This is a genomic window from Stenotrophomonas maltophilia, assembly GCF_025642255.1.
In the GTDB taxonomy this organism is placed as follows: Bacteria; Pseudomonadota; Gammaproteobacteria; order Xanthomonadales; family Xanthomonadaceae; genus Stenotrophomonas; species Stenotrophomonas maltophilia_P.
The window spans coordinates 3,779,833-3,802,862 of record NZ_CP106759.1; the positions used below are offsets into that span (position 1 = coordinate 3,779,833).

The window sequence follows — 23,030 nt, forward strand, 5'->3', positions numbered from 1 at the left end:
GCAAGGTCGGCGCTGTGCGCATTCTGCTGTGAGGTGTGGAGACCGCTCGACACACCTGGCGCGGAGCGCAGGCCCCGCGCCCTGCAATCACATGCTGAAGCTGCTGCCGCAACCGCAGGTGGTCTTCGCGTTCGGATTGCGGATCACGAACTGCGCGCCGGTCAGGCTCTCGGTGTAATCCACTTCAGCCCCCATCAGGTACTGCAGGCTGAGCGGGTCGACCAGCAGGGTCACCCCGCTGGTCTGTACCGCCAGATCGTCCTCGGCACGGTTCTCGTCGAACTCGAAACCGTACTGGAAGCCCGAACAGCCGCCACCCTCGATATACACACGCAGCGCCAGATCGGGGTTGCCCTCTTCCTGGATCAACGACTTGACCTTAGAGGCCGCTGCTTCGGTGAAGTTCAGCGGCCGCTCCAGCGACTGGTAATCGGGCGCGGCCGCCGTGGGGGCGCCGGGCAGGGAGACTAGCGTGCTCATGGCATCAGCATGGGGGCACCGGCGGTGGCTTTCAAGCCATCGCTTCGGCCAGCTTGCGTCGGGCCGCCGTGTCGCCCTTGCCACTGGCGGGATCGCCGCTTTCAGGTGCAGGCAGGGCCGCCAGCGGTGCGCTGGCATGGATCAGGCGTCCATTCAGCTGGGCCCCGGCGTTCATCTCCACCACCTCGTAGTGGACATTGCCGTTGACCCGCGCGCTCGGGGTCAGTTCGACCTTTTCGGTGGCGTGGACATCCCCCTCCAGGCGGCCGCTGATGACCACCACCTGGGCACGGATCTCCCCTTCGATCACGCCATGCTCGGCGAGCGTCAGGGTCGCGGTGCTGGCGCCTTCGGCGGCGATCACCTTGCCATGGATGCGACCTTCCACGTACAGGCCACCACTGAACTCCACATCACCGCGGATCACCACCTGGTTGCCGATCAGGGCATCCACCACCAGCTGGCCGTCACGGTTGGATTTGCTGTTTCCGAACATCTGCCTACTCCCCTTTGCTGGCCGGCGCGCCGGCCTGTTTCCAGTCGAATACCTGGGTGGCGCCCCCCGCACCACTCCCCAATGTCACCCGCACGCGTTGCGGAGTGAAGTCAGCCGGCAGCATCACGCTGCCGGTGAGCTGCTGGAAGTACCGGAACGAGTAGTCCTGTCCCGGCACCTTGCTGCGCTGGTGCAGATCATCCCAGCTGATCGTGGCCAGCTTGCCGTTCTTCACGCCTTCCACGGTGAAACGCATCTGCCCCTGGCTGATGGCCCCGCGGTTGAGGTTCTGGGTCAGCACGGCGGTGTACTGCCAGGTGCCGGCCGATTCCGGGCTGAACTCGATCGAGTGGGTGTTCAGGCCCTTGCGCTGGCTGGTCGAACCGACCAGGCGCTCATAGAAGGCGACGTCCGCGCGCAACCCGGCGATCTCTTCGTCGCGCTCGGCGAGCGAGGACTGCACTTCGTTGTTGGCGGCGCGGCTGATGCGGTCGGAGGCTTCCAGCGTGGCCTGCTTCTGGCGCAGTTCGGTCAGCTGCGCCTGCAGGCTCTCGGCACGCTTCTCGGCCGCCTGCAACCGTTGTCCCTGCTCGCCACGCGGCGCCCCCATCCAGCAGCCTCCGATCGTGGCCAGCACCAGGCTGAGCAGCCAGATGCCTCCAATCACCCACAGGCGACGGCGGTCCGCGGGCGGATGTGACGCGCCGGGCAGGCGGACCTGCACGCGCATGGGAGGACGGTTGGTCATGGGTAGATCCCGTGGCATCGCGGGCGCGACACCGGCACGGCCCGTGTGGCAAACGACGGGCTAGTGTATGACAGGATCGGCAGGATTCCTGCGCTGGAGGCGACCGAGGTCTGTGGCGTTCAGGCACGCCATCGTCGATAGTGTGGCCCCTCGCACAGTTCCGCCGTCGGAGCATCGCCATGACCGAAGCCCACCTGTTCGTGATCGGCATCCTGCTGGCCTGGCTGGCCGGCATCCGTGTCTACCTCACCGTCTTCGGTGTCGGCCTGGCCGGCCTGCTCGGCTGGGTCGACCTGCCGCCCGCCCTGCAGGCGACCGAGTCGTGGTGGGTGCTGGGTACCTCAGCGGCGCTGGCCGTGACCGAGTTCTTTGCCGACAAGATTCCCGGCGTGGATTCGGTCTGGGACCTGGTGCAGACCCTTGCCCGGGTCCCCGCCGGCGCCTTCCTCGCCGCCGCCACCCTGTCGCCGGATGGGCAGCTGGGTACCGGTGCGCTCGCTGCCGGCGCCGGCGTTGCCCTGGCCAGCCATGGCCTGAAGGCGGGCACCCGTGCCCTGCTCAACACCTCGCCGGAGCCGGCCAGCAACTGGGTCGCCTCGATCGCCGAAGACACCGTGGTGGTTGGCGGCCTGGCATTGGCCCTGGCACACCCCTGGATCGCGCTGGTCGTGGTGCTGGCATGCAGCCTGGCCGGCGCATTGCTGGTCTGGCTGGCATGGCGCGCTCTGTGGCACGGCGTGCGTTGGCTTGCCCGTGCCGGCAACGGCACTGACCGGCAACAGCCACGCACCAGATGAACGCCGGGCGTGTCGCATAATGGCTGCGATCATCAGGAGCCCCCATGGCCGCAATTGAATCCCCCGCAGGCGTCCGCCCGGGTCGCGCTGAAACGCCACCGGCCGATCATTGGCAACGCTGGGCCACTGCGGTGGTGGACGCGGGTGCCTCCCCCTCGGTTCCGTCCAGCGTCGCTGACAGTGGGCCTGCCTCCGGCGGTGCTCCGCCGCCGCTGCCGGGCGTCACCTCACAGCCCGAGGCGGGCAACCACGACCCGGCACCGGCGCCGGCGGATTCACCATACCGCGTGCTGATCGTCGAGGACGACCGTGCGCAGGCCCTGTTCGCGCAGAGCGTGCTGCACGGCGCCGGCATGCAGGCCATCGTGCTCAGCGATGCCGAAGGCGTCCAGCAATCGATCAAGGACCATCGCCCTGACCTGATCCTGATGGACCTGCACCTGCCCGGCCTGGACGGCATGCGGCTGACGGCGATGATTCGCCAGCAGCCCGGCCTGCAGTTGCTGCCCATCGTGTTCCTCAGCGGCGATCCCGATCCGGAGCGCCAGTTCGAAGTGCTCGACAGCGGTGCCGACGACTACCTGAGCAAGCCGATCCGGCCGCGGCACCTGATCGCGGCGGTCGCCAACCGCATCCGCCGTGCCCGCGCGCAGGCGGCAACCTTGCCCGGCGCCTCCGGCACGCCGGCCACCAGCAATCCTGAAACCGGCCTGCCGACGCGCCATCATGTGCTGCAGCAGCTCAATGCCGCCCTGGCCCACCATGATCGTGGCGGCCTGTTCTTCATCGAGGTGGCCAGCGCGCTGGGCCTGCGCGAGCGCTATGGCTACGCTGCGTTCGAACGGCTGATGGTGCAGGCCGGACAGCGCTTGGCCGAAGCCGGCCATCCGCACCTGCTGGCGCGCCTGAACGACAACAGTTTCCTGCTGCTGGCGCGTGATGCCGATGAGGACAGGCTGGAGAGCGTGGCCGCCACCCTGCGCGAGCAGCTCTCCGCGAGGGCCTTCGTGATCCGCGATGACGAATCGGTGCACCTGCGTGGCGTGGTCGGCTATGCACCGCTGTCGCCCGGCTTCGAGGATGCCGCCAGTGCGCTGGAAGCCGTCGAGCGCACGACCCTGCAGGCGCGCCTGCTCAGTGCCGGCGTGGCCGGCCACGTGCATCGGCAGGCCATCAGCGAACAGGAGCATCTGGCCCTGCTGGAAGGCCAGCTGGAACTGGCTTACCAACCCATCGTCGCCGTCGCCGGTGGAGGCAGCGCGCAGTACCAGGTCCTGCTGCGGCTGCGCCAGGCCGACGGCACCGTGCTGACCGCCGGCCAGGTGATTCCGGCCGCCGAAGCCGCCGGCCGCATCGCCGACCTCGACCAGCAGGTGCTCGATCATGCGCTGGGCCTCCTGGATCTGTACCGGCATGCCACCCAGCCGCTCAATCTGTTCGTCTCGCAGTCGCTGCGTACCCTGCAGCGCGACGCCTTCGCCGACTGGCTGCTGGAGTCGCTGCAGCAGCGCGACCTGCCAGGCAGTGCGCTGGTCATCGACGTGCGCCTGCCTGATGCGCTGATCCACACCGTGCCGCTGCAGCAGTTCTGTCAGCGCATGGCGCAAGCCGGCGTGCGCTTCTGCCTGAGCCAGTTCGAGCCCGGCAACGATGCCGACGCGCTGCTGGGCCAGCTGCCGCTTTCGTTCGTACGCATGGCTGCACGCTTCTCCAGCAGCCACGCCAATCCAGGCACGCGCGAAGAACTGCGCAGGGCGATCGAGCGGGCGCACGGCGCCGGTCTGCAGATCATCGGGCAGCAGATCGAAGATCCGCAGGCAGCGGCCGCGATGTGGGTGGGAGGGGTCGACTACATCCAGGGCAACATGGTGCAGTCCGCCGGCAGCGACCTGAACTTCGACTTCCACAACGCGGTGCTCTGACATGCCGCTGTGGGCAGTGCTGCTGGTGGCCCTGGCCGTGGCGGCCATCGCGCTGCTGCTGGCGGGGCTGCGCCTGCGCACGCGCAGCCAGGCGCTGGCCGCACTGCAACGGGATCGTGCCGCGCTGGCCAGCGAGCGCGACCAGCTGCGCCGCACCACCGAGCGCCAGGGCCAGCTCGAACAGCAGTTGCTGCAGGCCAAGCAGGCGGCCGAGGCGGCGGTGCTGGCCAAGGGCGAGTTCCTGGCCACGATGAGCCACGAGATCCGTACGCCACTCAACGGCATCCTGCCGATGCTGGAGCTGATCGCGCGTGGCCCGCTGGGCGAGGACCAGCGGCAGATGCTGGCCACCGCATCGGCCAGCTCGCAGCAGCTGCTGCGTATCGTCGACGACATCCTCGATTACTCGCGGTTGGAAGCACAGGCACTGGAGCTGGAGATCACCAGCTTCAATCTGCGCGAGCTGCTCGACGCCGTGGTGCAGCTGATGCAGCGCGCTGCCGACGCCAAGGGACTGGCACTGGTGCTGCAACTGGATCCGACGGTCCGCCTTCCCGTGCGCGGCGATCCGGTGCGCCTGCGGCAGGTGCTGAGCAACCTTCTGGCCAATGCCATCAAGTTCACGGCACGCGGCCAGGTGCAGCTGCGCGTGCAACGGCTGGGCGAAGGTCCGGCCCAGCACCAGTTGCGCTTCGAAGTGATCGACACCGGCATCGGCATCGACGAGGCCCAGCAGGCACGCCTGTTCCAGTCCTTCAGCCAGGCCGATGCGTCGACCACCCGCATCTATGGTGGCACCGGCCTGGGCCTGGCCATCTGCAAACGCATCATCGACCTGATGCACGGCCACATCGGCGTCCAGTCGACCCCCGGCCAGGGCGCCCGCTTCTGGTTCGAGATTCCGTTGTTGAAGGTTCCCGGCGACCTGCCGGCGATGGCACGCGCACCGGCCACCCTGCTGCTGTTCAGTGCCGACAGCCACCTGCAGGCGCGCATCGAACGCATTGCCGCCCATCACGAGCTGCAGGTGCAGGTCATCGACGGGATGGACGCGCTGGCCGAGCGGCTGCGAGCCGTGCCCCGCCCCGGGCACGCTGCGCCGGCCTGGCTGCTGATCGATGCGCCTGCGCGCCGCAGCGGCGGAACCCGCCTGCGGCAGGCGCTGGCTGCGCGCGGTGAGGACGACACGCTGCAGGTGCTGTGGCTGCAGGACGAGCCGCTGCCCGCGCAGGAGCGCCATCGCCAGCTGCCGGTCGCCTTCGAGGATGCCGCCCTGCACGCCCTGCTTGCCACGCCCACCGCCAGCGCGCGCCCGTCCGCCTGGCTGGCTGCCGCCGAAGAGGGCCAGGCACCGGCTGCCCTGCCAGCGCTCGGTCTACGCGTGCTGCTGGTGGAGGACAATACGGTCAACCGCATGGTGGCCGAACACCTGCTGCGGGTATTCCAGTGCGAGGTCCGCAACGCCGTCGATGGTGAGCAGGCACTGGTCGCGCTGCGCGAAGGCGGTGTGGACGTAGTCCTGATGGACTGCCAGATGCCGGTGCTGGACGGTTACGCCGCGACGCGCCAGTGGCGCGAGGAAGAGATCGCAGCCGGAGGCCGGCGCCTGCCGATCATCGCCATGACCGCCAATGCCATGGCCGGTGATCGCGAACGCTGCCTGCGAGCAGGCATGGACGATTACCTGTCCAAACCGATCGCGCGCGACACGCTGCACGCGCTGCTGCTGCGCTGGGGCCCCAAAGCCCTCCCCACGCCGGCAGTTCCGGCGGCGGCAGCGAAGGCCGGTCCAGAACCTGTCGCCCACCCGGTTCTGGACCGGAACGTGCTGGACGAGCTGCAGGCGGTCATCGGTGATGCCGCCACGCAGATCGTATCGGTGTACCTGGAAGACGCACCGGCGATGGTGCAGGCGCTGCAGCAGGCGGCGCAGGACCACGATGGCCAGCGCCTGCAGGCAGTCGCGCACAGCCTGAAGTCCTCCAGCGCGAATGTCGGCGCGATGTCGCTGTCGGCGGTCGCACAGCGGATCGAGCACGAGGCCCGCGCCGGCAGTCTGCAGCGCCCCGCCGTTGCGGTTGCGCTGCTGGTGGCCGAATTCGCCCGGGCACGGGTGGCGCTGGGCGGGTACCTGGCACAGCATCGCGCCGGCCAGGCGGGCTGACTCACTCTTCGAGCTTGCTCAGCAGGTACTTCGGTTCGCCGATGCGCTCGATCAGGTCCAGCTGCGTTTCCAGCCAGTCGATATGCTCTTCCTCCGAATCGAGGATCTTCACGAACAGCTGGCGGCTCACATAGTCGCCGACCGAATCGGCATAGGCCACCGCCTCGCGCAGGGTGACCACGCCATCACGCTCGAGCGAGAGGTCACACTGCAGGATCTCGGTCGGGTTCTCGCCGATGCGCAGCTTGCCCAGCGCCTGGAAGTTCGGCAGTCCTTCAAGGAACAGGATGCGGTCGGCGAGCATGTCGGCATGCTTCATCTCGTCGATCGATTCCTTGTACTCATGCTCTGCGAGTTCCTTGATGCCCCAGTTCTTCAGCATCTTGGCGTGCAGGAAATACTGGTTGATCGCGGTCAGCTCGTTGTAGAGGACCTTGTTGAGGAATTCGATGACCTTGGTGTCGCCCTTCATGGGGATACTCCTGCACGCTGAAAACGCAGGCACTTTACCGCCTTGCGTGCGGTCGTGAAGGAACGCGAATCGTGCGCATTGGCCTGTGCGGCCGCACGTGAGGGATGCGCAGGCGCGGTATCAACGCACCGCGGAAAAGACAGTCAGGCGACCTGGGCCAGACCGAGTACCGGCAACGGCAGATCGTGGGTGGCACGTGCCTTGGCCAGCAGCTCGCCGGCCATGTCCAGACAGGACCCGCAGGTCGCGCCGCATCCGGTGCGCATGGTCAGCTCGGCCACCGACGTCACGCCATGGCTGGCGGCTTCGCGGATCTGGTGGTCGGTGACTCCGTTGCAGATGCAGACGTACACAGGCGGGAACCGGGCTGACAGGCCAGAAGCGGCCTGGTCGCTATTCCAATGGAAACGAGAATGGTTGTCAATCAGAGACCTGAACCATTCTCGATACCGTTCAGGCGGTCAGCTCGTCGGTCCTTCCTGCGCCTTTTTGGGCCAGTAGCCCCTGCTGCGCGGCCGCTTGCGCGGTCGGTCGTGGCCCGCGGTGTTGCCGGGCATCCACGCTTCCGCTGCGCTCTTCGGCATGGCAGTGACGCCCTGCCCCGCCACCCCGCGCGCCAGCGGCGCCAGGTGTCGCAGCGCGCGCGCGTAGACGCCGCGCTTGAACATCACCACATGCTCCACCGGATACCAGAAATCCACCCAGCGCCAGTGATCGAACTCCGGCGAATCGGTATGGTCCAGGCACACATGGGATTCGTCACCGGTCAGGCGCAGCAGGAACCAGACCTGCTTCTGGCCGATGCAGACCTGCCGTTCATTGCGGCGGACCGCCCGCGCCGGCAGCTTGTAGCGCAGCCAGCCGGGCGTTGCCCCCAGCACTTCCACGTGCTCAGGCAGCAGGCCGGTCTCTTCCTGCAGTTCGCGATACATGGCCTCGACGGGCGTCTCGTCGGTGTTCATCCCACCCTGCGGGAACTGCCAGCCATCCCGGCGCACGCGTCGTGCCCAGAACACCTGCCCGTCCTGCCGCATCAGCACGATGCCGACGTTCGGTCGATAGCCGTCCGGATCGATCACGATGCGGACTCCTAAAAAAATCTACTGGTCAGGACTATCCCACGCCGCCTGTCAGGCGACAAGCGCGGCACAAATGTGTTGACAGTCCCACGGCGTATCAGCAGAATAGCGGGCTCACCAAGGCTATGTAGCTCAGCCGGTTAGAGCACAGCACTCATAATGCTGGGGTCGGTGGTTCGAGTCCACCCATAGCCACCATGCTGAAGTTGTTTTTCAGCGTGAAAAGTGAGAAAATAGTTACACGATACATTGCCCCGTCGCCAAGCGGTAAGGCACCTGACTCTGACTCAGGCATTCGGTGGTTCGAATCCATCCGGGGCAGCCAAATTAAACGCAGAAGGCCAGATCGAAAGATCTGGCCTTCTGCGTTTCTGGGCTCCGCGGGGGCTCCCCTCCAGAGAGAACCCCGGGGTTGTTCGCAGGAATGGGCTCTGACCCCACTCTCTCCAATGCACAACCCCGAAACGGCAAAAGCCCGGCCAAAGCCGGGCTTCTGCTTTTTCCAACCAGCGGGCTCCCGGAGGAGCCCAGCCAGGCGCAGTGGATCAGCGCTTGGAGAACTGGGTGGCGCGACGGGCCTTGTGCAGACCGACCTTCTTACGCTCGACTTCACGGGCGTCACGGGTCATGAAGCCAGCCTTGCGCAGCTCGGACTTCAGGGTTTCGTCATACTCGACCAGCGCACGGGCGATGCCCAGACGGATCGCACCGGCCTGGCCGGTGGTGCCGCCGCCGGTGGCGGTGACCAGGATGTCGAAGCTTTCGGTGTTCTTGGTCAGCTCGAGCGGCTGGCGCACGATCATGCGCGCGGTCTCACGACCGAAGAACTCGTCCAGCGGACGGCCATTGACGGTGATGTTGCCCGAACCCTTGCGCAGGAACACGCGAGCGGTGGAGGACTTGCGGCGGCCAGTGCCGTAGTTTTGAGTGATAGCCATGATTAGATATCCAGAACCTGCGGCTGCTGTGCGGCGTGCGGATGCTCAGTGCCGGCGTAGACCTTGAGCTTGCGGTACATCTGGCGACCCAGCGGGCCCTTCGGCAGCATGCCCTTCACGGCGATCTCGATCACGCGCTCCGGGTGGCGCTCCAGCGCCTGGGCCAGGGACTCGGTCTTCAGGTTGCCGATGTAACCGGTGAAACGGTGATACATCTTGTCCTGCAGCTTCTTGCCGGTGACGGCAATCTTTTCTGCATTGATGACGACCAGGTAGTCGCCGGTATCAACGTGCGGGGTGTAGACCGGCTTGTGCTTGCCACGCAGACGGCGGGCCAGCTCGGTGGCGAGACGGCCCAGGGTCTTGCCCTCGGCGTCGACGAGGTACCAGTCGCGCTGGACGGTCTCGTTCTTGGCAGTGAAAGTGCTCATGAAGAACTCTAGGTTAGGTCGGGCTCATTGCGGCGAAGGACTCGCCGGAACTCTGCCACGCGTTGTGAAAGGTGAAGCGCAAGAGGCGGGATTGTACGCAGGTCCAGGCCCCGGCGCAAGCCGCCCCCTGTCCCGGGTTGGCAGGGGCGCGGGCGCGGGCGAGAATCGGCGGGTCTCCCGCCCCACCGTATCGCCATGACCGTGCTCCGCCAGACCACCCCGCTGGACCACCTGCTGACCGAAGCCCAGCGCGCCCTGGACACGGTGTTCGGCAACCCGCCGGCCAGCCGCCCCTATCCGGCGGTGGACACCGACGAGCCGGGCATGGACGCCCGCCAGCGCCGCCATGCGGCCGGGCTGATGCGGATCAACCACGTCGGCGAGGTCTGCGCGCAGGGCCTGTATTTCGGCCAGGCCGCCGTGGCCCGCGACCCGGCCACCCGCGAGCATCTGCTGGAGGCAGCGCAGGAGGAAACCGACCACCTGGCGTGGTGTGCCACCCGCCTGGCCGAACTGGACAGCCGGCCGAGCCTGTTCAACCCGCTCTGGTACGCAGGCAGTTACACCATCGGCACTCTGGCCGGGCTGCGCGGTGATGGCTGGAACCTGGGTTTTGTGGTCGAGACCGAACGCCAGGTCGAGGCCCACCTGGATGAGCATCTGGTCGATCTCCCGGCCGCCGACCTGCGCAGCCGCGCGGTCATCGAAGTGATGAAGCAGGACGAGGCCCGGCATGCGGACCATGCCGAGCAGGCCGGCGCCCGCCGCCTGCCCTTCCCGATTCCGGGGGCGATGGCGCTGGCCTCGAAGGTGATGAAGACCATCGCGTACCGCCTCTGAACGGCCGCCGCGCATGGCCCGGCGCTGCCGGCAACGCGGCATCGGACGCCTCAGCGCCGGCTCAGTTCGGCGACACCAGCTTCAGGCCGATCACACCGGCGACGATCAGGCCCACGCAGGCCAGGCGGGCCGGTGAAGCACTGTCGTTGAACAGGTAGATGCCCAGCACTGCCACGCCCATGGCCCCGATGCCGGTCCAGATGGCATAGGCCGTGCCGACCGGAATGCTCTTCATGGCCTGGCTCATCAGGTACAGGCTGATCAGCGCGGAAACGACCGTGGCGGCCGTGGGCAGTGGCTTGCTGAAGCCTTCGGAGTACTTCATTCCAAGCGCGAAGCCGATCTCGAACAGGCCGGCCAGCAGCAGGTAGATCCAGGGCATGGGTGGGGTCCTTACCTAGTGGTTGAAAAACGAAAACGGCCCGGTGTCTTCACACCGGGCCGTAGGTCGGTACATCGCCGTGGAACTATGAATTGCGCAGCACGCAGGTTCCACGGGGCGGGTCGTCCCGCCTGGGTGACGATGCCTGCCGGCATCGCACAGGGGTGTTACTCGGACAGGTTGCGACCGTGGAACAGCTCTTCGATCTCGCGCTTGAGCAGCGCCTCGATCTTCATGCGCTCCTTGAACGACAGGTTCCTGGCCTTTTCCTCGAACAGGTACTGATCCAGGTCGAAGTCCTTCAGGTGCATCTTCGTGTGGAAGATGTTCTCCTGGTAGACGTTGACGTCGAACATCTCGTAACGCGACTTGATGTTCTTGGCCAGGAAGTTCTGGATCGAATTGATCTTGTGATCGATGAAGTGCTTCTTGCCCTTCACATCGCGGGTGAAGCCACGGACGCGGTAGTCCATGATCACGATGTCCGATTCCAGGCTCTCGATCAGGTAGTTCAGGGCCTTCAGCGGCGAAATGACGCCACAGGTGGCCACGTCGATGTCCGCGCGGAACGTCGCGATGCCTTCCTGCGGATGGGTTTCCGGGTAGGTATGGACGGTGATGTGGCTCTTGTCCATGTGCGCGACCACGGCGTCGGAGATCAGCTCCTTGCCCGCCAGCTTCTTGTCGATCACCGGCTCTTCGGAGATCAGGATGGTCACCGAGGCACCCTGCGGATCGTAGTCCTGGCGGGCCACGTTCAGGATGTTGGCGCCGATGATCTCGGCGACATCGGTCAAGATTTGAGTCAGCCTGTCGGCGTTGTACTCTTCATCGATGTATTCAATGTAACGCTGACGCTCCTCTTCGGTGCGCGCGTAACACACGTCATAGATGTTGAAGCTCAGCGCCTTGGTGAGGTTGTTGAAACCCTGCAACCTCAGGCGAGGCAACGGCTTGACCACGGCGGTCGATTCCTGTGTAAGAAGAGAAAGGGTGAATTATGGGGCAAACCGCCCCCGGGGGGAACGTGAAGACGCAAGAGTTCTGGCACACTGTTTGCCCTTAACAATTGCGCTGGTTAAGCTCCGCTATCGACCCCGTGAATCCGTTCATGCGCAGAGGGAGCGCCCCTATCGTGTCAACCGTGCGCCTAGCTAGCAGTCCACTGGCCCTGGATATCGCAACAATTGATCGTTTCCTGGCGCACAGCCACAGGCGGCGATATCCCACCCGGACCGACGTCTTCCGACCAGGAGACCCGGCGGGAACCCTGTATTACGTCATCAGCGGCTCGGTTTCGATCATGGCCGAGGAAGATGACGATCGTGAGCTGGTGCTGGGCTACTTCGGTGCCGGCGAGTTCGTCGGCGAGATGGGCCTGTTCGTGGAATCGGACCGCCGCGAGGTGATCCTGCGGACCCGCACCGCCTGCGAGCTGGCCGAGATCAGCTACGAGCGCCTGCATCAGCTGTTCCTTGGCCCGCTGTCGGCCGACGCGCCGCGCCTGCTGTACGCGCTGGGCCAGCAGATCTCCAAGCGTCTGCTCGACACCAGCCGCAAGGCCAGCCGCCTGGCGTTCCTGGACGTCACCGACCGCATCGTGCGCACCCTGCACGATCTGGCCCAGGAGCCGGAGGCGATGAGCCACCCGCAGGGCAGCCAGCTGCGCGTCTCGCGGCAGGAACTGGCGCGCCTGGTCGGCTGCTCGCGTGAGATGGCCGGCCGCGTGCTGAAGAAGCTGCAGACCGACGGGCTGCTGCATGCCCGCGGCAAGACCGTGGTGCTTTACGGCACCCGTTGAACGTTGAGCACCCGGTGGGTGCGGACCTTGGTCCGCACTCCTTCGCGCGCTAGGCTCGGTGCATGGAACTGAGCAGCGAATTCTGGTGGTTCATTCTCATCGGCCTCGGTGCGCAGCTCGTCGATGGCGCGCTGGGCATGGCCTTCGGCCTGGTCTCCTCGTCGGTGATGCTGAGCATGGGATTGCCGCCGGCCCAGGTCAGCGCCAGCATCCACACCGCCGAAGTGTTCACCACCGGCGCCTCCGGTGTGTCGCATCTTGCGGCTGGCAATGTCGATAAGCGCCTGTTCGTGCGCCTGGCACTGCCCGGCGCGATCGGGGGTGCGATCGGTGCCTATGTACTCGCCCAACTGCCCGGCGATTTCATTCGCCCGTTGATCTACCTGTACCTGCTGGTGCTTGCCATCGTCATCCTGGCCCGTGCTGCCGGGCGCTGGATGCCCAGCGGCGAGATCCGCCGCGTGCCGGTTCTGGGCTTCTTCGCCGGCCTTCTGGACGCCAGCGGCGGCGGTGGCTGGGGCCCGATCGCCACGTCCACCCTGCTGGCGCGTGGCGGCCAGGCCCGTACCACGATCGGCACTGTCAACGCAGCCGAGTTCGTGGTCACCCTGACCATCTCGGCCACCTTCCTGCTGTCGATGGGGGTGCAGCACCTGCAGATCGTCGCCGGGCTGCTGATCGGCGGCATGATGGCCGCGCCGGTGGCCGCGATCCTGGTCAAGCGGGTCAAGGAACGCTGGGTACTGGTCGCGGTTGGCGTGCTGGTACTGGGCATCAGCCTGTTCCAGATCGGCCACGCGGTGACCGGGTACCTGGCGCGCTGACCGCGCCCCGCGCCCGCCGGGCATGGCCCGGCGCTACCGGATGGCTTGCGGATTCGCCGGGCATGGCCCCGCGCTGCGGGATGGCGTGCAATGGCACGGCGCCATCGGGCGGCAAGGGGTGGCGCCGGGCCATGCCCGGCGGGCCCGGTGGATCAGGCCTTGTCGCCGCCGCGGTCGACGCAGCCCCAGTTGAGGATGCGGGTGCCCGCCGGCAGTACGCTGCGGAAGAACGCCACCTTGCCCGGCTTCGGGTTGACCACTACCGGCGCCTTCGCCGCCAGCAGCAGCGGCAGATCCGCAGTGCTGTCGGAGTAGGCAATGTCAATGTCGCCGTAGCCACGTTCACGCAGCATGCGCATCTTCTCTTCGTTGTGGCAGTGACGGGTCGGCCCCACCCCTCCCAGGCGCGGCCCGACCTCCGTGCCGATGACCGGCACGTCCTGGTGCGCAACGAAGGCCAGGATCGCGCGGGCCAGTTCGGGCGGGGCGCCAGTCGCCACCACCACGCGATCCCCCTTTGCACGGTGCGCGGCGAACACCTCCAGCGCCTGCGGCAGCAGCTTGGCGCGCATCTGCGCCTCGTTCCTGATCACGTAGGCGTCGATCACCCGGTTGAACTCGCGCGCACGATGCAGGCCGAAGCTGCCGATCCACACGTAGATCGAAATGCCGGCACGGCGGGTCGGCAGCATCGCCACCATCGGCCCGGCAATCGGGGTGACCAGCAGCGCCGCGAGCATGCGCAACGGGTTGCGCTTGATCAGCGAGGCGAACAGGTGCGTGCCCGAATCACCGTCGTACAGGGTGTGATCGAAGTCGAAGACCACCAGCGGCGCATCCGCGCGTGGCGTCGGGTAATGCGTTTTCATGCCGCGAAGAATAGCTGACGCAGGCCCTCGCCCGGCTCTTCCACGCGCATGAAGGCCTCGCCGACCAGGAACGCGTGGATGCCGGCATCACGCATCAGCGCCACGTCCTGGGGCCCGAGGATGCCGCTCTCGGTCACCAGCAGGCGGTCGCGCGGCACGGCCAGGCGCATGTCCAGGGTGGTCTGCAGCGAGACCTCGAAGGTGCGCAGGTTGCGGTTGTTGATGCCGATCATCGGCGCCGGCACCTGCAGCGCACGCTCCAGCTCGTCGATGTCGTGCACTTCCACCAGCACGTCCATGCCCAGCGACAGTGCCAGTTCCGACAGCGTGGCCAGCTGGGTATCGTCCAGCGCCGCCACGATCAGCAGGATGCAGTCAGCGCCCAGCAGGCGCGCCTCGTACACCTGGTAGGCATCGATCACGAAGTCCTTGCGCAGCACCGGCAGCGTGCAGGCCTCGCGGGCCTGCTGCAGGTAGGCGTCGGCGCCCTGGAAGAAATCCACGTCGGTCAGCACCGACAGGCAGCTGGCACCACCGAACTCGTAGCTGACCGCGATGTCGGCCGGGCGGAAATCCGGGCGGATCACGCCCTTGGAGGGGCTGGCCTTCTTCACTTCGGCGATCACCGCGGGGTCGCCGTTGGCCACCGCCGCCTGCAACGCACGCACGAAGCCACGTACCGGCGGGGCGCTGGCCACGGCGGCCTGAAGCTCCTGGAGCGGGCGCTGGGCGCGGCGCTGGGCTACTTCTTCGGCCTTGCGGGCCAGGATCGTCTGCAGGATGTCGCTCATCGTCTTCGGTTCGGTGCGGGGGCGGTGAGGACGGCCATTATCGGCCATCGACGGGGTCAGGCTGAACCACGCGCTCAGGCAACCAGCGCGCGGGTGGTCTCAACATACTGCTGCAGGCGCTGGCGGGCGCTGCCATTGGCGATGGCGGCGCGGGCACGGGCCAGGCCGTCACCGATGTCACTGGCCACGCCGGCCACGTACAGCGCGGCGCCGGCATTGAGCGCGACGATGTCCAGCGCCGGGCCGGGCTCGTTGTCCAGCACCGCGCGCAGCAGGGCGATGGACTGCTCCGGGCCATCCACGCGCAGGTTGCGGCTGGCCGACATGGCGATGCCGAAGTCCTCCGGGTGGATCTCGTACTCGCGCACCCTGCCGTCGCGCAGTTCACCAACCAGGGTGCCGGCGCCCAGCGAGATCTCGTCCATGTTGTCGCGGCCCCAGACCACCATGGCGCGCTCGGTACCCAGTTCGCGCAGCACGCGCGCCTGGATGCCCACCAGATCGGGGTGGAACACGCCCATCAGCACCGACGGTGCGCTGGCCGGATTGGTGAGCGGGCCGAGGATGTTGAAGATGGTGCGCACGCCCATCTCGCGGCGCACCGGCGCCACCACCTTCATCGACGGGTGGTGGATCGGCGCGAACATGAAACCGATCCCGGTCCGCTCGATGGCCGCGGCCACCTGCTCCGGCTGCAGCTCGATCACCGCGCCCAGTGCCTCCAGCGCGTCGGCGCTGCCGGACTTGGACGACACGCTGCGGTTGCCATGCTTGGCCACGCGCGCGCCGGCAGCCGCCGCGACGAACATCGCGCAGGTGGAGATGTTGAAGGTATGCGAACCATCGCCCCCCGTGCCGACGATATCGACCAGGTTGGAGGTATCGGCCACCGGCACCGGCCGGGCGAATTCACGCATCACGGTGGCCGCCGCGGCGATTTCGTCCACGGTCTCCTTCTTCACGCGCAGGCCGGTGAGGATGGCTGCCGTCATCATCGGCGAAACATCGCCACGCATGATCTGCCGCATCAGGTCGACCATCTCGTCGAAGAAGATCTCGCGGTGCTCGATGGTGCGGTGCAGGGCTTCCTGGGGGGAGAAGCTCATCGGGATTGCTCCTTGGACTCAGGCGGCCGGTCGCTGCAGGAAATTGCGCAGCAGGGCGTGGCCGTGTTCGGTGAGGATGGATTCGGGGTGGAACTGCACGCCTTCCACCGGGAAGTGGCGATGGCGCAGGCCCATGATCTCTTCGATCGAGCCGTCGTCGTTCTCGGTCCAGGCGGTCACTTCCAGCACATCGGGCAGGCTGTTCTTGTCCACCACCAGCGAGTGGTAACGGGTGGCCTGGTAGCGGTCCGGCAGGCCGGCGAAGACGCCCTTGCCTTCATGGCGGATCGGCGAAGTCTTGCCGTGCATGATGTTGCCCGCGCGGATCACCGCGCCGCCATAGACCTGGCCGATGCCCTGGTGGCCCAGGCAGACACCGAGAATCGGCGTGGTCGGGCCCAGGCGTTCGATCAGCTGCAGCGACACGCCCGCCTCGTTGGGCGTGCACGGGCCGGGCGAGATGACGATGCGTTCGGGCTTCTGCGCGGCGATCTCATCCACGCTCATTGCATCGTTGCGCACCACCTTCACCTCGGCACCCAGCGTCTGCAGGTACTGCACGAGGTTGTAGGTGAAGCTGTCGTAGTTGTCGATCATCCACAACATGGTCGGGTTCCGTCGCTTATCGGGAGTGGGCGTACACGTGGGTGCCGCACAGGGAGAGGGCCAGGTACAGCGGAAGGTGCCGCAGCGCAGGCCACGGCGCAGGGTGCCTTACAGGCCCTTGGCGGCCTGGGCGACGGCGCGGAACAGCGCGCGGCCCTTGTTCATCGTCTCGTCCCATTCCTTGTCCGGGTCCGAGTCGTAGACGATGCCGGCTCCGGCCTGCACGTACAGGCGGCCGTCCTTGATCACCGCGGTACGGATCGCGATCGCGGTATCGGCATCGCCGTGCCAACCGATGTAGCCGATGCTGCCGGCGTACACGTTGCGCTTGATCGGCTCCAGTTCGCGGATCACTTCCAGCGCGCGGATCTTCGGTGCGCCGCTGACGGTGCCGGCCGGGAAGGTGGCGCGCAGCACGTCGGCATAGCTAAGGCCCGGCTGCAGCTGCCCGGTCACCTCGCTGACGATGTGCATGACGTGGCTGTAGCGTTCAATCACGAACTGCTCGCCCACTTCCACCGTGCCGGCCTTTGATACGCGACCGGCATCGTTGCGGCCGAGATCGATCAGCATCAGGTGCTCGGCACGTTCTTTCGGATCGGCCAGCAGCTCGGCTTCCAGTGCCAGGTCCTGCTCGACGGTGGCGCCGCGCGGACGCGTGCCGGCGATCGGGCGTACGGTGACTTCGCCGTCCTGCAGCCGCACCAGGATTTCCGGCGAGGAGCCAACCACCTGCAGGTCGCCGACATCCAGGAAATACATGTACGGCGACGGGTTCAATGCGCGCAGCGCGCGGTACACGTCCACCGGGCGTGCGTTGAACGGCACGCTCAGGCGCTGGCTGAGCACCACCTGGAAGATATCGCCGGCGCGGATGTATTCCTTGCTGCGCTGGACCGCATCGACGAAGCCATCGCGGGTGAAACCGGAGACGAAATCGGATTCATCCAGCACATCGCTGTTGAGCGGTGCGGGATAGCCGGCACCCGGTGCACGCAGCTTTGCGGTGAGCGCATCCAGGCGCGCCTGCGCCTGCTCGAACGCGCCGTCGACGCGCGGGTCCGCGTGCACGATCAGGTACAGGCGGCCCTTGAGATTGTCGAATACCGCCAGCTCGTTGGAGTGCAGCAGCAGGATGTCCGGCGTGCCCAGTTCATCGCGGCCGGCCGGCGGTGCCAGGCGCGGCTCGATATAGCCGATGCACTCGAAACCGAACCAGCCGACCAGGCCACCGGTGAAGCCCGGCAGGCCCTCCAGCTTCGGCACCGAGTGGGCGCTGCGCAGCGCCTCGACTTCGGCAAACGGGTCGGCCACCTCGCGGGTTTCCACCACCTGGCCGTCTTCGCGCACGGTCAGCGTATGGCCATGGAAGGCATACACGCGGCGCGCCGGCAGGCCAATGATCGAGTAACGACCAAAGCGTTCGCCGCCTTCGACGGATTCAAACAGGTAGGTATTGGGGCCGTCGGCGAGCTTCAGATAGACCGAAAGCGGCGTGTCCAGGTCGGACAGCACTTCGCGGACAACGGGAATGTGGGTGTGGCCTTCAGCGGCCTGCAGCTGAAACTGAGCGTGCGAGTTCAAGACGACTTTCCTTCCGGGACACAGCGTTATGGGGGCGGACGACGGCAACGGGCCACCATCGCCACCAACGGCGTGCGGAAGAAAGGGTATGCGGGGTCGTCAGGCTGGACACCCCTTGACTGTATCGCAGCTTGGACGGGAGTGGAACCCCGCAGCGCCAGGCGTGGCAGCCACCTTACGTGGCCAGCAGCGGGCAATCGGCCGGCAGATGCATACGCACCCGGCCAGCCACGCAGTCGATGCGGAACCGTCGCGCCTGCACGGGCTCACCGTCCAGGTTCAGGGTCAGTGGCTGCGCCGACTCGAGCTGCAGCCAGGGCAGCCGGACGCGGGTGGCCACCCGTTCCAGCGCCGCTTCCTTGCCACCTGTCAGCATCTGCCCCAGCGTCGACGCCACCTCCCCCTCCAGTTCGGGTACGACGGTGACATCCAGCAGGCCGTCATCGATCAGTGCCTGTGGGCACAGCTGCTGGCCACCACCGGCCTGCCGGCCGTTGCCGATCCCCAGCGCGATGAAGCCGCCCTCCCAGGCGAAGTCCGGGCCCTGCAGACGCGCGGTGATCGGCTCGATCCGCCCCAGCTTGGCGATGCCGGTGATCACGTAGGCCAGGCCGCCGAGCATCTTCTTCAGGCCGGCATCGGTTTCCACGGTGACCTGCGTGCCGAAACCGCCACTGGCCAGGTTGGCGCACCACCAGGACGTGCCATCGGCATCCACGCGCAGCAGATCGATGGCATGTGCCGTGGTCTGCCCGATCAGCGCGAGCGCGGCCTCCGGCTCGGTCGGAAGGTTCGCCGAGGTGGCGAAGTCATTGGCGGTGCCCATCGGGACCAACGCCAGCGAAGGCAGGGCATCGGCGGATTCATCGCGGTGGGCCAGCGTTTCGGCCACCGCACTGAGCGTGCCGTCGCCGCCTGCCGCCACGATCACGTCTACCCCGTGGTCGATGGCCTCGGCCACGTAACGCTCGGCGTCACCTTCCTCCCAGGTCACCCGTACCTCCAGCTGCACGCCCCGCTCCCGCCAATGGCGCACCGCGTCGCGCAGCTCGTCATTGCCTGCGGACTTGCCGTTGAGGATCAGGCGCCAGCGCGGTGCGGTCATGCGGGGATTCCGGTGTGGGGTGGCACAGGCTAGCAACGCACCGTTTGCCGGCAGTGAATGTCACATGCGTGTCATTCAGCTCCCGGAGAATGGAAGGCCATAGCAGGGACGACGGATGGAGGCAGGATCAGCCTCCCACGCATGCAGCAAGGCCACGCCAACGATGGGCGTGGCCTTTTTTTTGAAGTCGCACCCGGGCGCGATCGTCAGCCGTTGGCGAAATCGTGCAGCGCCTGGCCCTGCAGCCGGTATACGGTCCACTCATCCTGCGGTTTCGCGCCCGCTGCGGTGTAGAACTCGATGGCCGGCGTGTTCCAGTCCAGCACCGACCATTCGAAGCGACCGCAGCCTTCGGCGACCGCCTGCCGCGCGATGTATTTCAGCAGCGCCTTGCCAGCGCCCGCGCCCCGCTGCTGCGGGCTGACATACAGGTCTTCCAGGTAGATGCCCTTGCGGCCCAGCCAGGTGGAGTAGTTGTAGAAATACACCGCATAGCCGATGGCCTCGCCATCGGCTTCACAGATCAGCGCGCGGGCAGTTGCGTCGGGACCGAACAGGCTTTCGGCGATGCCGATCTCGTCGGTCTGCACCGAATGCTCGGCCCGCTCGTAGATGGCCAGCTCACGGATGAAGCGCAGGATCAGGCCCGCGTCGGCGGCAGTGGCCGGGCGGATGTTCAACACGGCCACCGTGCTCATGCCTCAGCCTCGCGCCGCAGCGACGTTGGCGCGCATCTGCGCGATCACATCCTGGTAAGGGGTCTTGGCATTGAAGATGGCCGAGCCGGCGACGAAGGTGTCGGCGCCCGCAGCCGCGATCTCGCCGATGTTGTCGGCCTTCACGCCACCGTCGATTTCCAGGCGGATGTCCTTGCCGCTGGCATCGATCTTCTGGCGGACCACGCGCAGCTTGTCCAGCGCCGAAGGAATGAAGGCCTGGCCGCCGAATCCCGGGTTGACCGACATCAGCAGCACCAGGTCCAGGTCATCCAGCACCCAGTCGAGGATGTCCACCGGCGTGGCCGGGTTCAGCACGATGCCCGGCTTGCAGCCCAGCGAACGGATCAGCTGGATCGTGCGGTGCACGTGGCGGCTGGCCTCCGGATGGAAGCTGATGTAGGTGGCACCGGCTTCGGCGAAGTCCGGGATGATGCGGTCCACCGGCTCGACCATCAGGTGCACGTCGATCGGCGCGGTCACGCCGTGCTTGCGCAGTGCCTGGCAGACCATCGGGCCGATGGTCAGGTTGGGTACGTAATGGTTGTCCATCACGTCGAAGTGGACCCAGTCCGCACCGGCGGCCAGGACGTTGTCGACTTCCTCGCCGAGGCGGGCGAAATCGGCGGACAGGATGGAGGGGGCGATGAGGCAGTGGGACATGGCCGGGCCTTGCAACGAGGGGAAAGGGGTCAGCGCTTGCGCAGGGTCTTGATGCGGTCGTAGGCGGCGTTGATGCGCCGCGACTTCTGCTCGGCCTGCTGCTGCAGCTCGGGGGCGGCGCCGCCAAGCTTGTCCGGGTGGTACTGCGAGATCAGCTTGCGGTAGGCGCGCTCGACCTCGGCATCGGTGGCCTCGGAGGTCAGCCCCAGCTCCCGGTACGGGTTCTCCTTGTTCAGGCGGAACCAATCCGAATCAAAGGCATGGCCGATCAGCAGGCCGACCACCGCGCCGAACAGCGGATTGGGCCGGAACAGCAGGGCGCCGGCGATGAATCCGAGCAGTTTTCCGTACCAGCGCATGGCGCTCCGGGGTCGACCGACGAAATGGACGCTCATTTTACGTCACAGCGGGCCCGGACGGCTTTACACTAGGCCGCCCGCTGGTCAGCGGGCCCGCCGGGTCCGTTGGGCAGCCGTATCGACAACGCCCCAGGAGTGCCCGTGCCAACCACGCTGTTGCAATCCGATCTCCCCGGCCTGCCCTTGCGCCACCGCGGCAAGGTGCGTGATGTGTTCGATATCCCGCGCGAGCGGCTGCCTGCAGGGACCCCGCCGGGCGACTACCTGCTGATGGTCGCCACCGATCGCCTGTCGGCGTTCGACGTGGTGCTGCCCGACCCGATCCCCGGCAAGGGCGAAATGCTCTGCCAGGTCTCCAATTTCTGGTTCGCCAAGACCGCGCACCTGATGCCCAATCACCTGACCGGCATCGACGTGGCCAGCGTGCTGCCTGAAGGCGTGGACCCGGCGCTGTACGCCCGGCGCGCCGTGGTCACCCGCAAGCTGAAGCCGGTGCCGGTGGAAGCGATCGCCCGCGGCTACCTGATCGGCAGCGGCTGGAAGGACTACCAGCGCACCGGCAAGGTCAGCGGCATCGACCTGCCCGATGGGCTGCGCCAGGCCGAGCAGCTGCCCGAACCGATCTTTACCCCCTCGACCAAGGCCGCGGTGGGCGACCATGACGAGAACATCGATTTCGATGCGATGGTGCGGCAGGTCGGCGCCGAACTGGCCGAGCGCGTGCGCGATGCCACCCTGCGCATCTACAAGTTCGCCGCCGATTACGCCCGCGAGCGCGGCATCATCCTGGCCGACACCAAGTTCGAGTTCGGCACCGATGCCGACGGCCGCCTGTACATCATGGACGAGATGCTGACGCCGGATTCATCGCGTTACTGGCCGGCCGACGAGTACGAAGTGGGCACCAGCCCGCCCAGCTACGACAAGCAGTTCGTGCGCGATTACCTGGAGACGCTGGACTGGGGCAAGACCGCCCCGGGCCCGAACATCCCGGCGGAGATCATCGAGCGCACCCGCGCCAAGTACGCCGAGGCGCTGCAGCGTTTGGCCGGGATCAGCGTCGACTGATCCCCTGCGCCCCCGGTCGCAGCGACCGGGGGCGTCCTGCCCGGCAGCGCCCAGGGTGGCGCTGTGCGAAGGCGCCCGGGAGTATGCTGTCGGCCTCACCGGAGGAAGCGAAGAAGCATGCAGACCACCACCGAGCTCGCGCGGCCGATCGACCGCTACTTCGCCAGCTACTCCGACGATCACCGCAATACGATCAACCAGCGCATCCACGTGGTCGCGGTACCGGCCATCCTGTGGTCGGCCGTGGCCCTGCTGTGGTGCCTGCCCCCCCTGATCACCTGGTTCCAGTACGGCATCTGGTCGGCGTTCGCGATGTTCAGTGCCTGGTGCTTCTACAACAAGCTGTCGCGTCCGCTGGGCATCGGCATGCTCATCCAGTTCTTCGTGTTCGGCTGCCTGTGCCGCCTGCTGGAGGCCGAGATCGGCCTGCACAACCTGTTCTGGCTGGCGGTGACGGTGTTCGTGGTGGCCTGGATCGCGCAGTTCATCGGGCACAAGTTCGAGGGCCGCAAGCCCAGCTTCCTGACCGACCTGACCTACCTGCTGATCGGCCCGGCCTGGGTGATGGCCAAGCTCTATCGCAGGCTCGACTGGCGTTACTGACACGCCTCCGGGCGGGCGTCACCCTCGCTTCCTGAACGGGCGGATTTCCTCACCTGCGGTCCACCGCCGGCCTGCCAGCCTGCACGCTCTGCCCCTCTGGCGGGGCGCCTGCCGCAGCGGCAGCCCCTGTGCGACAGGGCCTGCGGTCGCCGTGCGCGGGCGTAGGGTGCAGCCGGCCGCAGCCCC

The 23,030-nt window shown here is 66.9% G+C and carries 27 protein-coding genes and 2 tRNA genes; 10 read left to right on the plus strand and 19 right to left on the minus strand.

Annotation, left to right across the window (positions count from 1 at the left end; genetic code table 11):
* Positions 1-87 precede the first annotated feature (87 nt).
* Genes erpA through N8888_RS17215 form a run of 3 tightly spaced genes read right to left on the minus strand, consistent with a single transcriptional unit; the run spans position 88 to position 1,724 of the window.
* Positions 88-480 (minus strand): iron-sulfur cluster insertion protein ErpA, encoded by a 393-nt coding sequence (erpA, locus tag N8888_RS17205; protein WP_053515598.1) that lies wholly within the window; start codon positions 478-480, stop codon positions 88-90.
* Between the two features lie 31 nt (positions 481-511).
* Positions 512-976, minus strand: coding sequence for a bactofilin family protein (locus N8888_RS17210; protein ID WP_053515596.1), 465 nt, complete (start codon positions 974-976; stop codon positions 512-514).
* A gap of 4 nt (positions 977-980) precedes the next feature.
* Positions 981-1,724: a DUF6776 family protein gene (locus tag N8888_RS17215; protein WP_053515594.1), complete on the minus strand. Its 744-nt coding sequence runs from the start codon at positions 1,722-1,724 to the stop codon at positions 981-983.
* Positions 1,725-1,903: 179 nt separating this feature from the next.
* On the opposite strand from N8888_RS17215, the gene N8888_RS17220 reads away from it, so the two are divergent.
* From N8888_RS17220 to N8888_RS17230, 3 genes are read left to right on the plus strand one after another with little or no spacing between them, the layout of a single operon-like run.
* Complete coding sequence (locus N8888_RS17220) at positions 1,904-2,521, plus strand: DUF4126 domain-containing protein (RefSeq protein ID WP_111186823.1); 618 nt, start codon at positions 1,904-1,906, stop codon at positions 2,519-2,521.
* A 44-nt stretch (positions 2,522-2,565) separates the two neighbouring features.
* Positions 2,566-4,443, plus strand: coding sequence for an EAL domain-containing protein (locus N8888_RS17225; RefSeq protein WP_065174381.1), 1,878 nt, complete (start codon positions 2,566-2,568; stop codon positions 4,441-4,443).
* A gap of 1 nt (position 4,444) precedes the next feature.
* The gene (locus tag N8888_RS17230; protein ID WP_197600281.1) at positions 4,445-6,607 is read left to right on the plus strand and encodes an ATP-binding protein; all 2,163 of its coding nucleotides are present in this window, start codon (positions 4,445-4,447) and stop codon (positions 6,605-6,607) included.
* Between the two features lies 1 nt (position 6,608).
* Here the strand turns inward: N8888_RS17230 and bfr are convergent, their stop codons facing one another.
* From bfr to N8888_RS17245, 3 genes are all read right to left on the minus strand, one after another.
* Positions 6,609-7,079 (minus strand): bacterioferritin, encoded by a 471-nt coding sequence (bfr, locus tag N8888_RS17235; RefSeq protein ID WP_005414691.1) that lies wholly within the window; start codon positions 7,077-7,079, stop codon positions 6,609-6,611.
* 143 nt (positions 7,080-7,222) lie between these two features.
* Positions 7,223-7,432, minus strand: coding sequence for a (2Fe-2S)-binding protein (locus tag N8888_RS17240; protein ID WP_032951724.1), 210 nt, complete (start codon positions 7,430-7,432; stop codon positions 7,223-7,225).
* 108 nt (positions 7,433-7,540) lie between these two features.
* Positions 7,541-8,158, minus strand: a complete 618-nt coding sequence (locus tag N8888_RS17245; protein WP_053515586.1) for an RNA pyrophosphohydrolase — start codon at positions 8,156-8,158, stop codon at positions 7,541-7,543.
* 121 nt (positions 8,159-8,279) lie between these two features.
* On the opposite strand from N8888_RS17245, the gene N8888_RS17250 reads away from it, so the two are divergent.
* Positions 8,280-8,356, plus strand: a tRNA-Met gene (locus N8888_RS17250).
* Positions 8,357-8,408: 52 nt separating this feature from the next.
* A tRNA-Gln gene (locus N8888_RS17255) sits at positions 8,409-8,483 on the plus strand.
* Between the two features lie 220 nt (positions 8,484-8,703).
* Here the strand turns inward: N8888_RS17255 and rpsI are convergent.
* Positions 8,704-9,096, minus strand: coding sequence for a 30S ribosomal protein S9 (rpsI, locus tag N8888_RS17260; protein WP_053515585.1), 393 nt, complete (start codon positions 9,094-9,096; stop codon positions 8,704-8,706).
* A 2-nt stretch (positions 9,097-9,098) separates the two neighbouring features.
* Positions 9,099-9,527: a 50S ribosomal protein L13 gene (gene rplM / locus N8888_RS17265; protein WP_005414692.1), complete on the minus strand. Its 429-nt coding sequence runs from the start codon at positions 9,525-9,527 to the stop codon at positions 9,099-9,101.
* A gap of 195 nt (positions 9,528-9,722) precedes the next feature.
* Here rplM and coq7 point away from each other — a divergent pair, with 195 nt between their 5' ends.
* Positions 9,723-10,367 (plus strand): 2-polyprenyl-3-methyl-6-methoxy-1,4-benzoquinone monooxygenase, encoded by a 645-nt coding sequence (gene coq7, locus N8888_RS17270; RefSeq protein ID WP_053515583.1) that lies wholly within the window; start codon positions 9,723-9,725, stop codon positions 10,365-10,367.
* Between the two features lie 61 nt (positions 10,368-10,428).
* Here the strand turns inward: coq7 and N8888_RS17275 are convergent, their stop codons facing one another.
* Complete coding sequence (locus N8888_RS17275) at positions 10,429-10,749, minus strand: DMT family transporter (RefSeq protein ID WP_005411314.1); 321 nt, start codon at positions 10,747-10,749, stop codon at positions 10,429-10,431.
* A gap of 167 nt (positions 10,750-10,916) precedes the next feature.
* Positions 10,917-11,711, minus strand: a complete 795-nt coding sequence (speD, locus tag N8888_RS17280; RefSeq protein ID WP_019661504.1) for an adenosylmethionine decarboxylase — start codon at positions 11,709-11,711, stop codon at positions 10,917-10,919.
* A gap of 149 nt (positions 11,712-11,860) precedes the next feature.
* Between speD and crp the strand changes: the two genes are divergently transcribed.
* On the plus strand, positions 11,861-12,550 hold the full coding sequence (gene crp, locus N8888_RS17285) for a cAMP-activated global transcriptional regulator CRP (protein WP_010482649.1): 690 nt from the start codon (positions 11,861-11,863) through the stop codon (positions 12,548-12,550).
* A gap of 62 nt (positions 12,551-12,612) precedes the next feature.
* Positions 12,613-13,374, plus strand: coding sequence for a sulfite exporter TauE/SafE family protein (locus N8888_RS17290; protein ID WP_065181533.1), 762 nt, complete (start codon positions 12,613-12,615; stop codon positions 13,372-13,374).
* Between the two features lie 152 nt (positions 13,375-13,526).
* On the opposite strand, the gene N8888_RS17295 is transcribed toward N8888_RS17290, so the two are convergent.
* The 9 genes from N8888_RS17295 to N8888_RS17335 form a co-directional block, all read right to left on the minus strand.
* Positions 13,527-14,243: a haloacid dehalogenase-like hydrolase gene (locus tag N8888_RS17295; RefSeq protein ID WP_053515578.1), complete on the minus strand. Its 717-nt coding sequence runs from the start codon at positions 14,241-14,243 to the stop codon at positions 13,527-13,529.
* A complete protein-coding gene (trpC, locus tag N8888_RS17300) occupies positions 14,240-15,034 on the minus strand; it encodes an indole-3-glycerol phosphate synthase TrpC (protein ID WP_263176180.1) in 795 nt (264 codons plus the stop codon). Before trpC ends, N8888_RS17295 begins: the two co-directional genes overlap by 4 nt.
* A 74-nt stretch (positions 15,035-15,108) precedes the next feature.
* Entirely contained in the window at positions 15,109-16,140 is a 1,032-nt protein-coding gene (trpD, locus tag N8888_RS17305) for an anthranilate phosphoribosyltransferase (RefSeq protein ID WP_128988929.1), read from the minus strand.
* Positions 16,141-16,158: 18 nt separating this feature from the next.
* Positions 16,159-16,746, minus strand: a complete 588-nt coding sequence (locus tag N8888_RS17310; RefSeq protein ID WP_263176184.1) for an anthranilate synthase component II — start codon at positions 16,744-16,746, stop codon at positions 16,159-16,161.
* Positions 16,747-16,854: 108 nt separating this feature from the next.
* Positions 16,855-18,330, minus strand: coding sequence for an anthranilate synthase component I (gene trpE / locus N8888_RS17315; RefSeq protein WP_053515567.1), 1,476 nt, complete (start codon positions 18,328-18,330; stop codon positions 16,855-16,857).
* Positions 18,331-18,505: 175 nt separating this feature from the next.
* A complete protein-coding gene (gene yegS / locus N8888_RS17320; protein ID WP_263176186.1) occupies positions 18,506-19,435 on the minus strand; it encodes a lipid kinase YegS in 930 nt (309 codons plus the stop codon).
* A 206-nt stretch (positions 19,436-19,641) separates the two neighbouring features.
* Positions 19,642-20,124 carry a GNAT family N-acetyltransferase gene (locus tag N8888_RS17325; protein WP_065174518.1) on the minus strand — a complete coding sequence of 161 codons (483 nt, stop codon included), beginning with the start codon at positions 20,122-20,124 and terminating at the stop codon, positions 19,642-19,644.
* Between the two features lie 12 nt (positions 20,125-20,136).
* Complete coding sequence (gene rpe, locus N8888_RS17330; RefSeq protein ID WP_065174373.1) at positions 20,137-20,814, minus strand: ribulose-phosphate 3-epimerase; 678 nt, start codon at positions 20,812-20,814, stop codon at positions 20,137-20,139.
* A 29-nt stretch (positions 20,815-20,843) separates the two neighbouring features.
* Positions 20,844-21,173: a J domain-containing protein gene (locus N8888_RS17335; protein WP_005411327.1), complete on the minus strand. Its 330-nt coding sequence runs from the start codon at positions 21,171-21,173 to the stop codon at positions 20,844-20,846.
* Between the two features lie 141 nt (positions 21,174-21,314).
* Between N8888_RS17335 and N8888_RS17340 the strand changes: the two genes are divergently transcribed.
* Positions 21,315-22,241 carry a phosphoribosylaminoimidazolesuccinocarboxamide synthase gene (locus N8888_RS17340; protein WP_053515559.1) on the plus strand — a complete coding sequence of 309 codons (927 nt, stop codon included), beginning with the start codon at positions 21,315-21,317 and terminating at the stop codon, positions 22,239-22,241.
* Between the two features lie 117 nt (positions 22,242-22,358).
* Complete coding sequence (locus tag N8888_RS17345; RefSeq protein WP_053515557.1) at positions 22,359-22,844, plus strand: Mpo1 family 2-hydroxy fatty acid dioxygenase; 486 nt, start codon at positions 22,359-22,361, stop codon at positions 22,842-22,844.
* Positions 22,845-23,030: the final 186 nt, after the last annotated feature.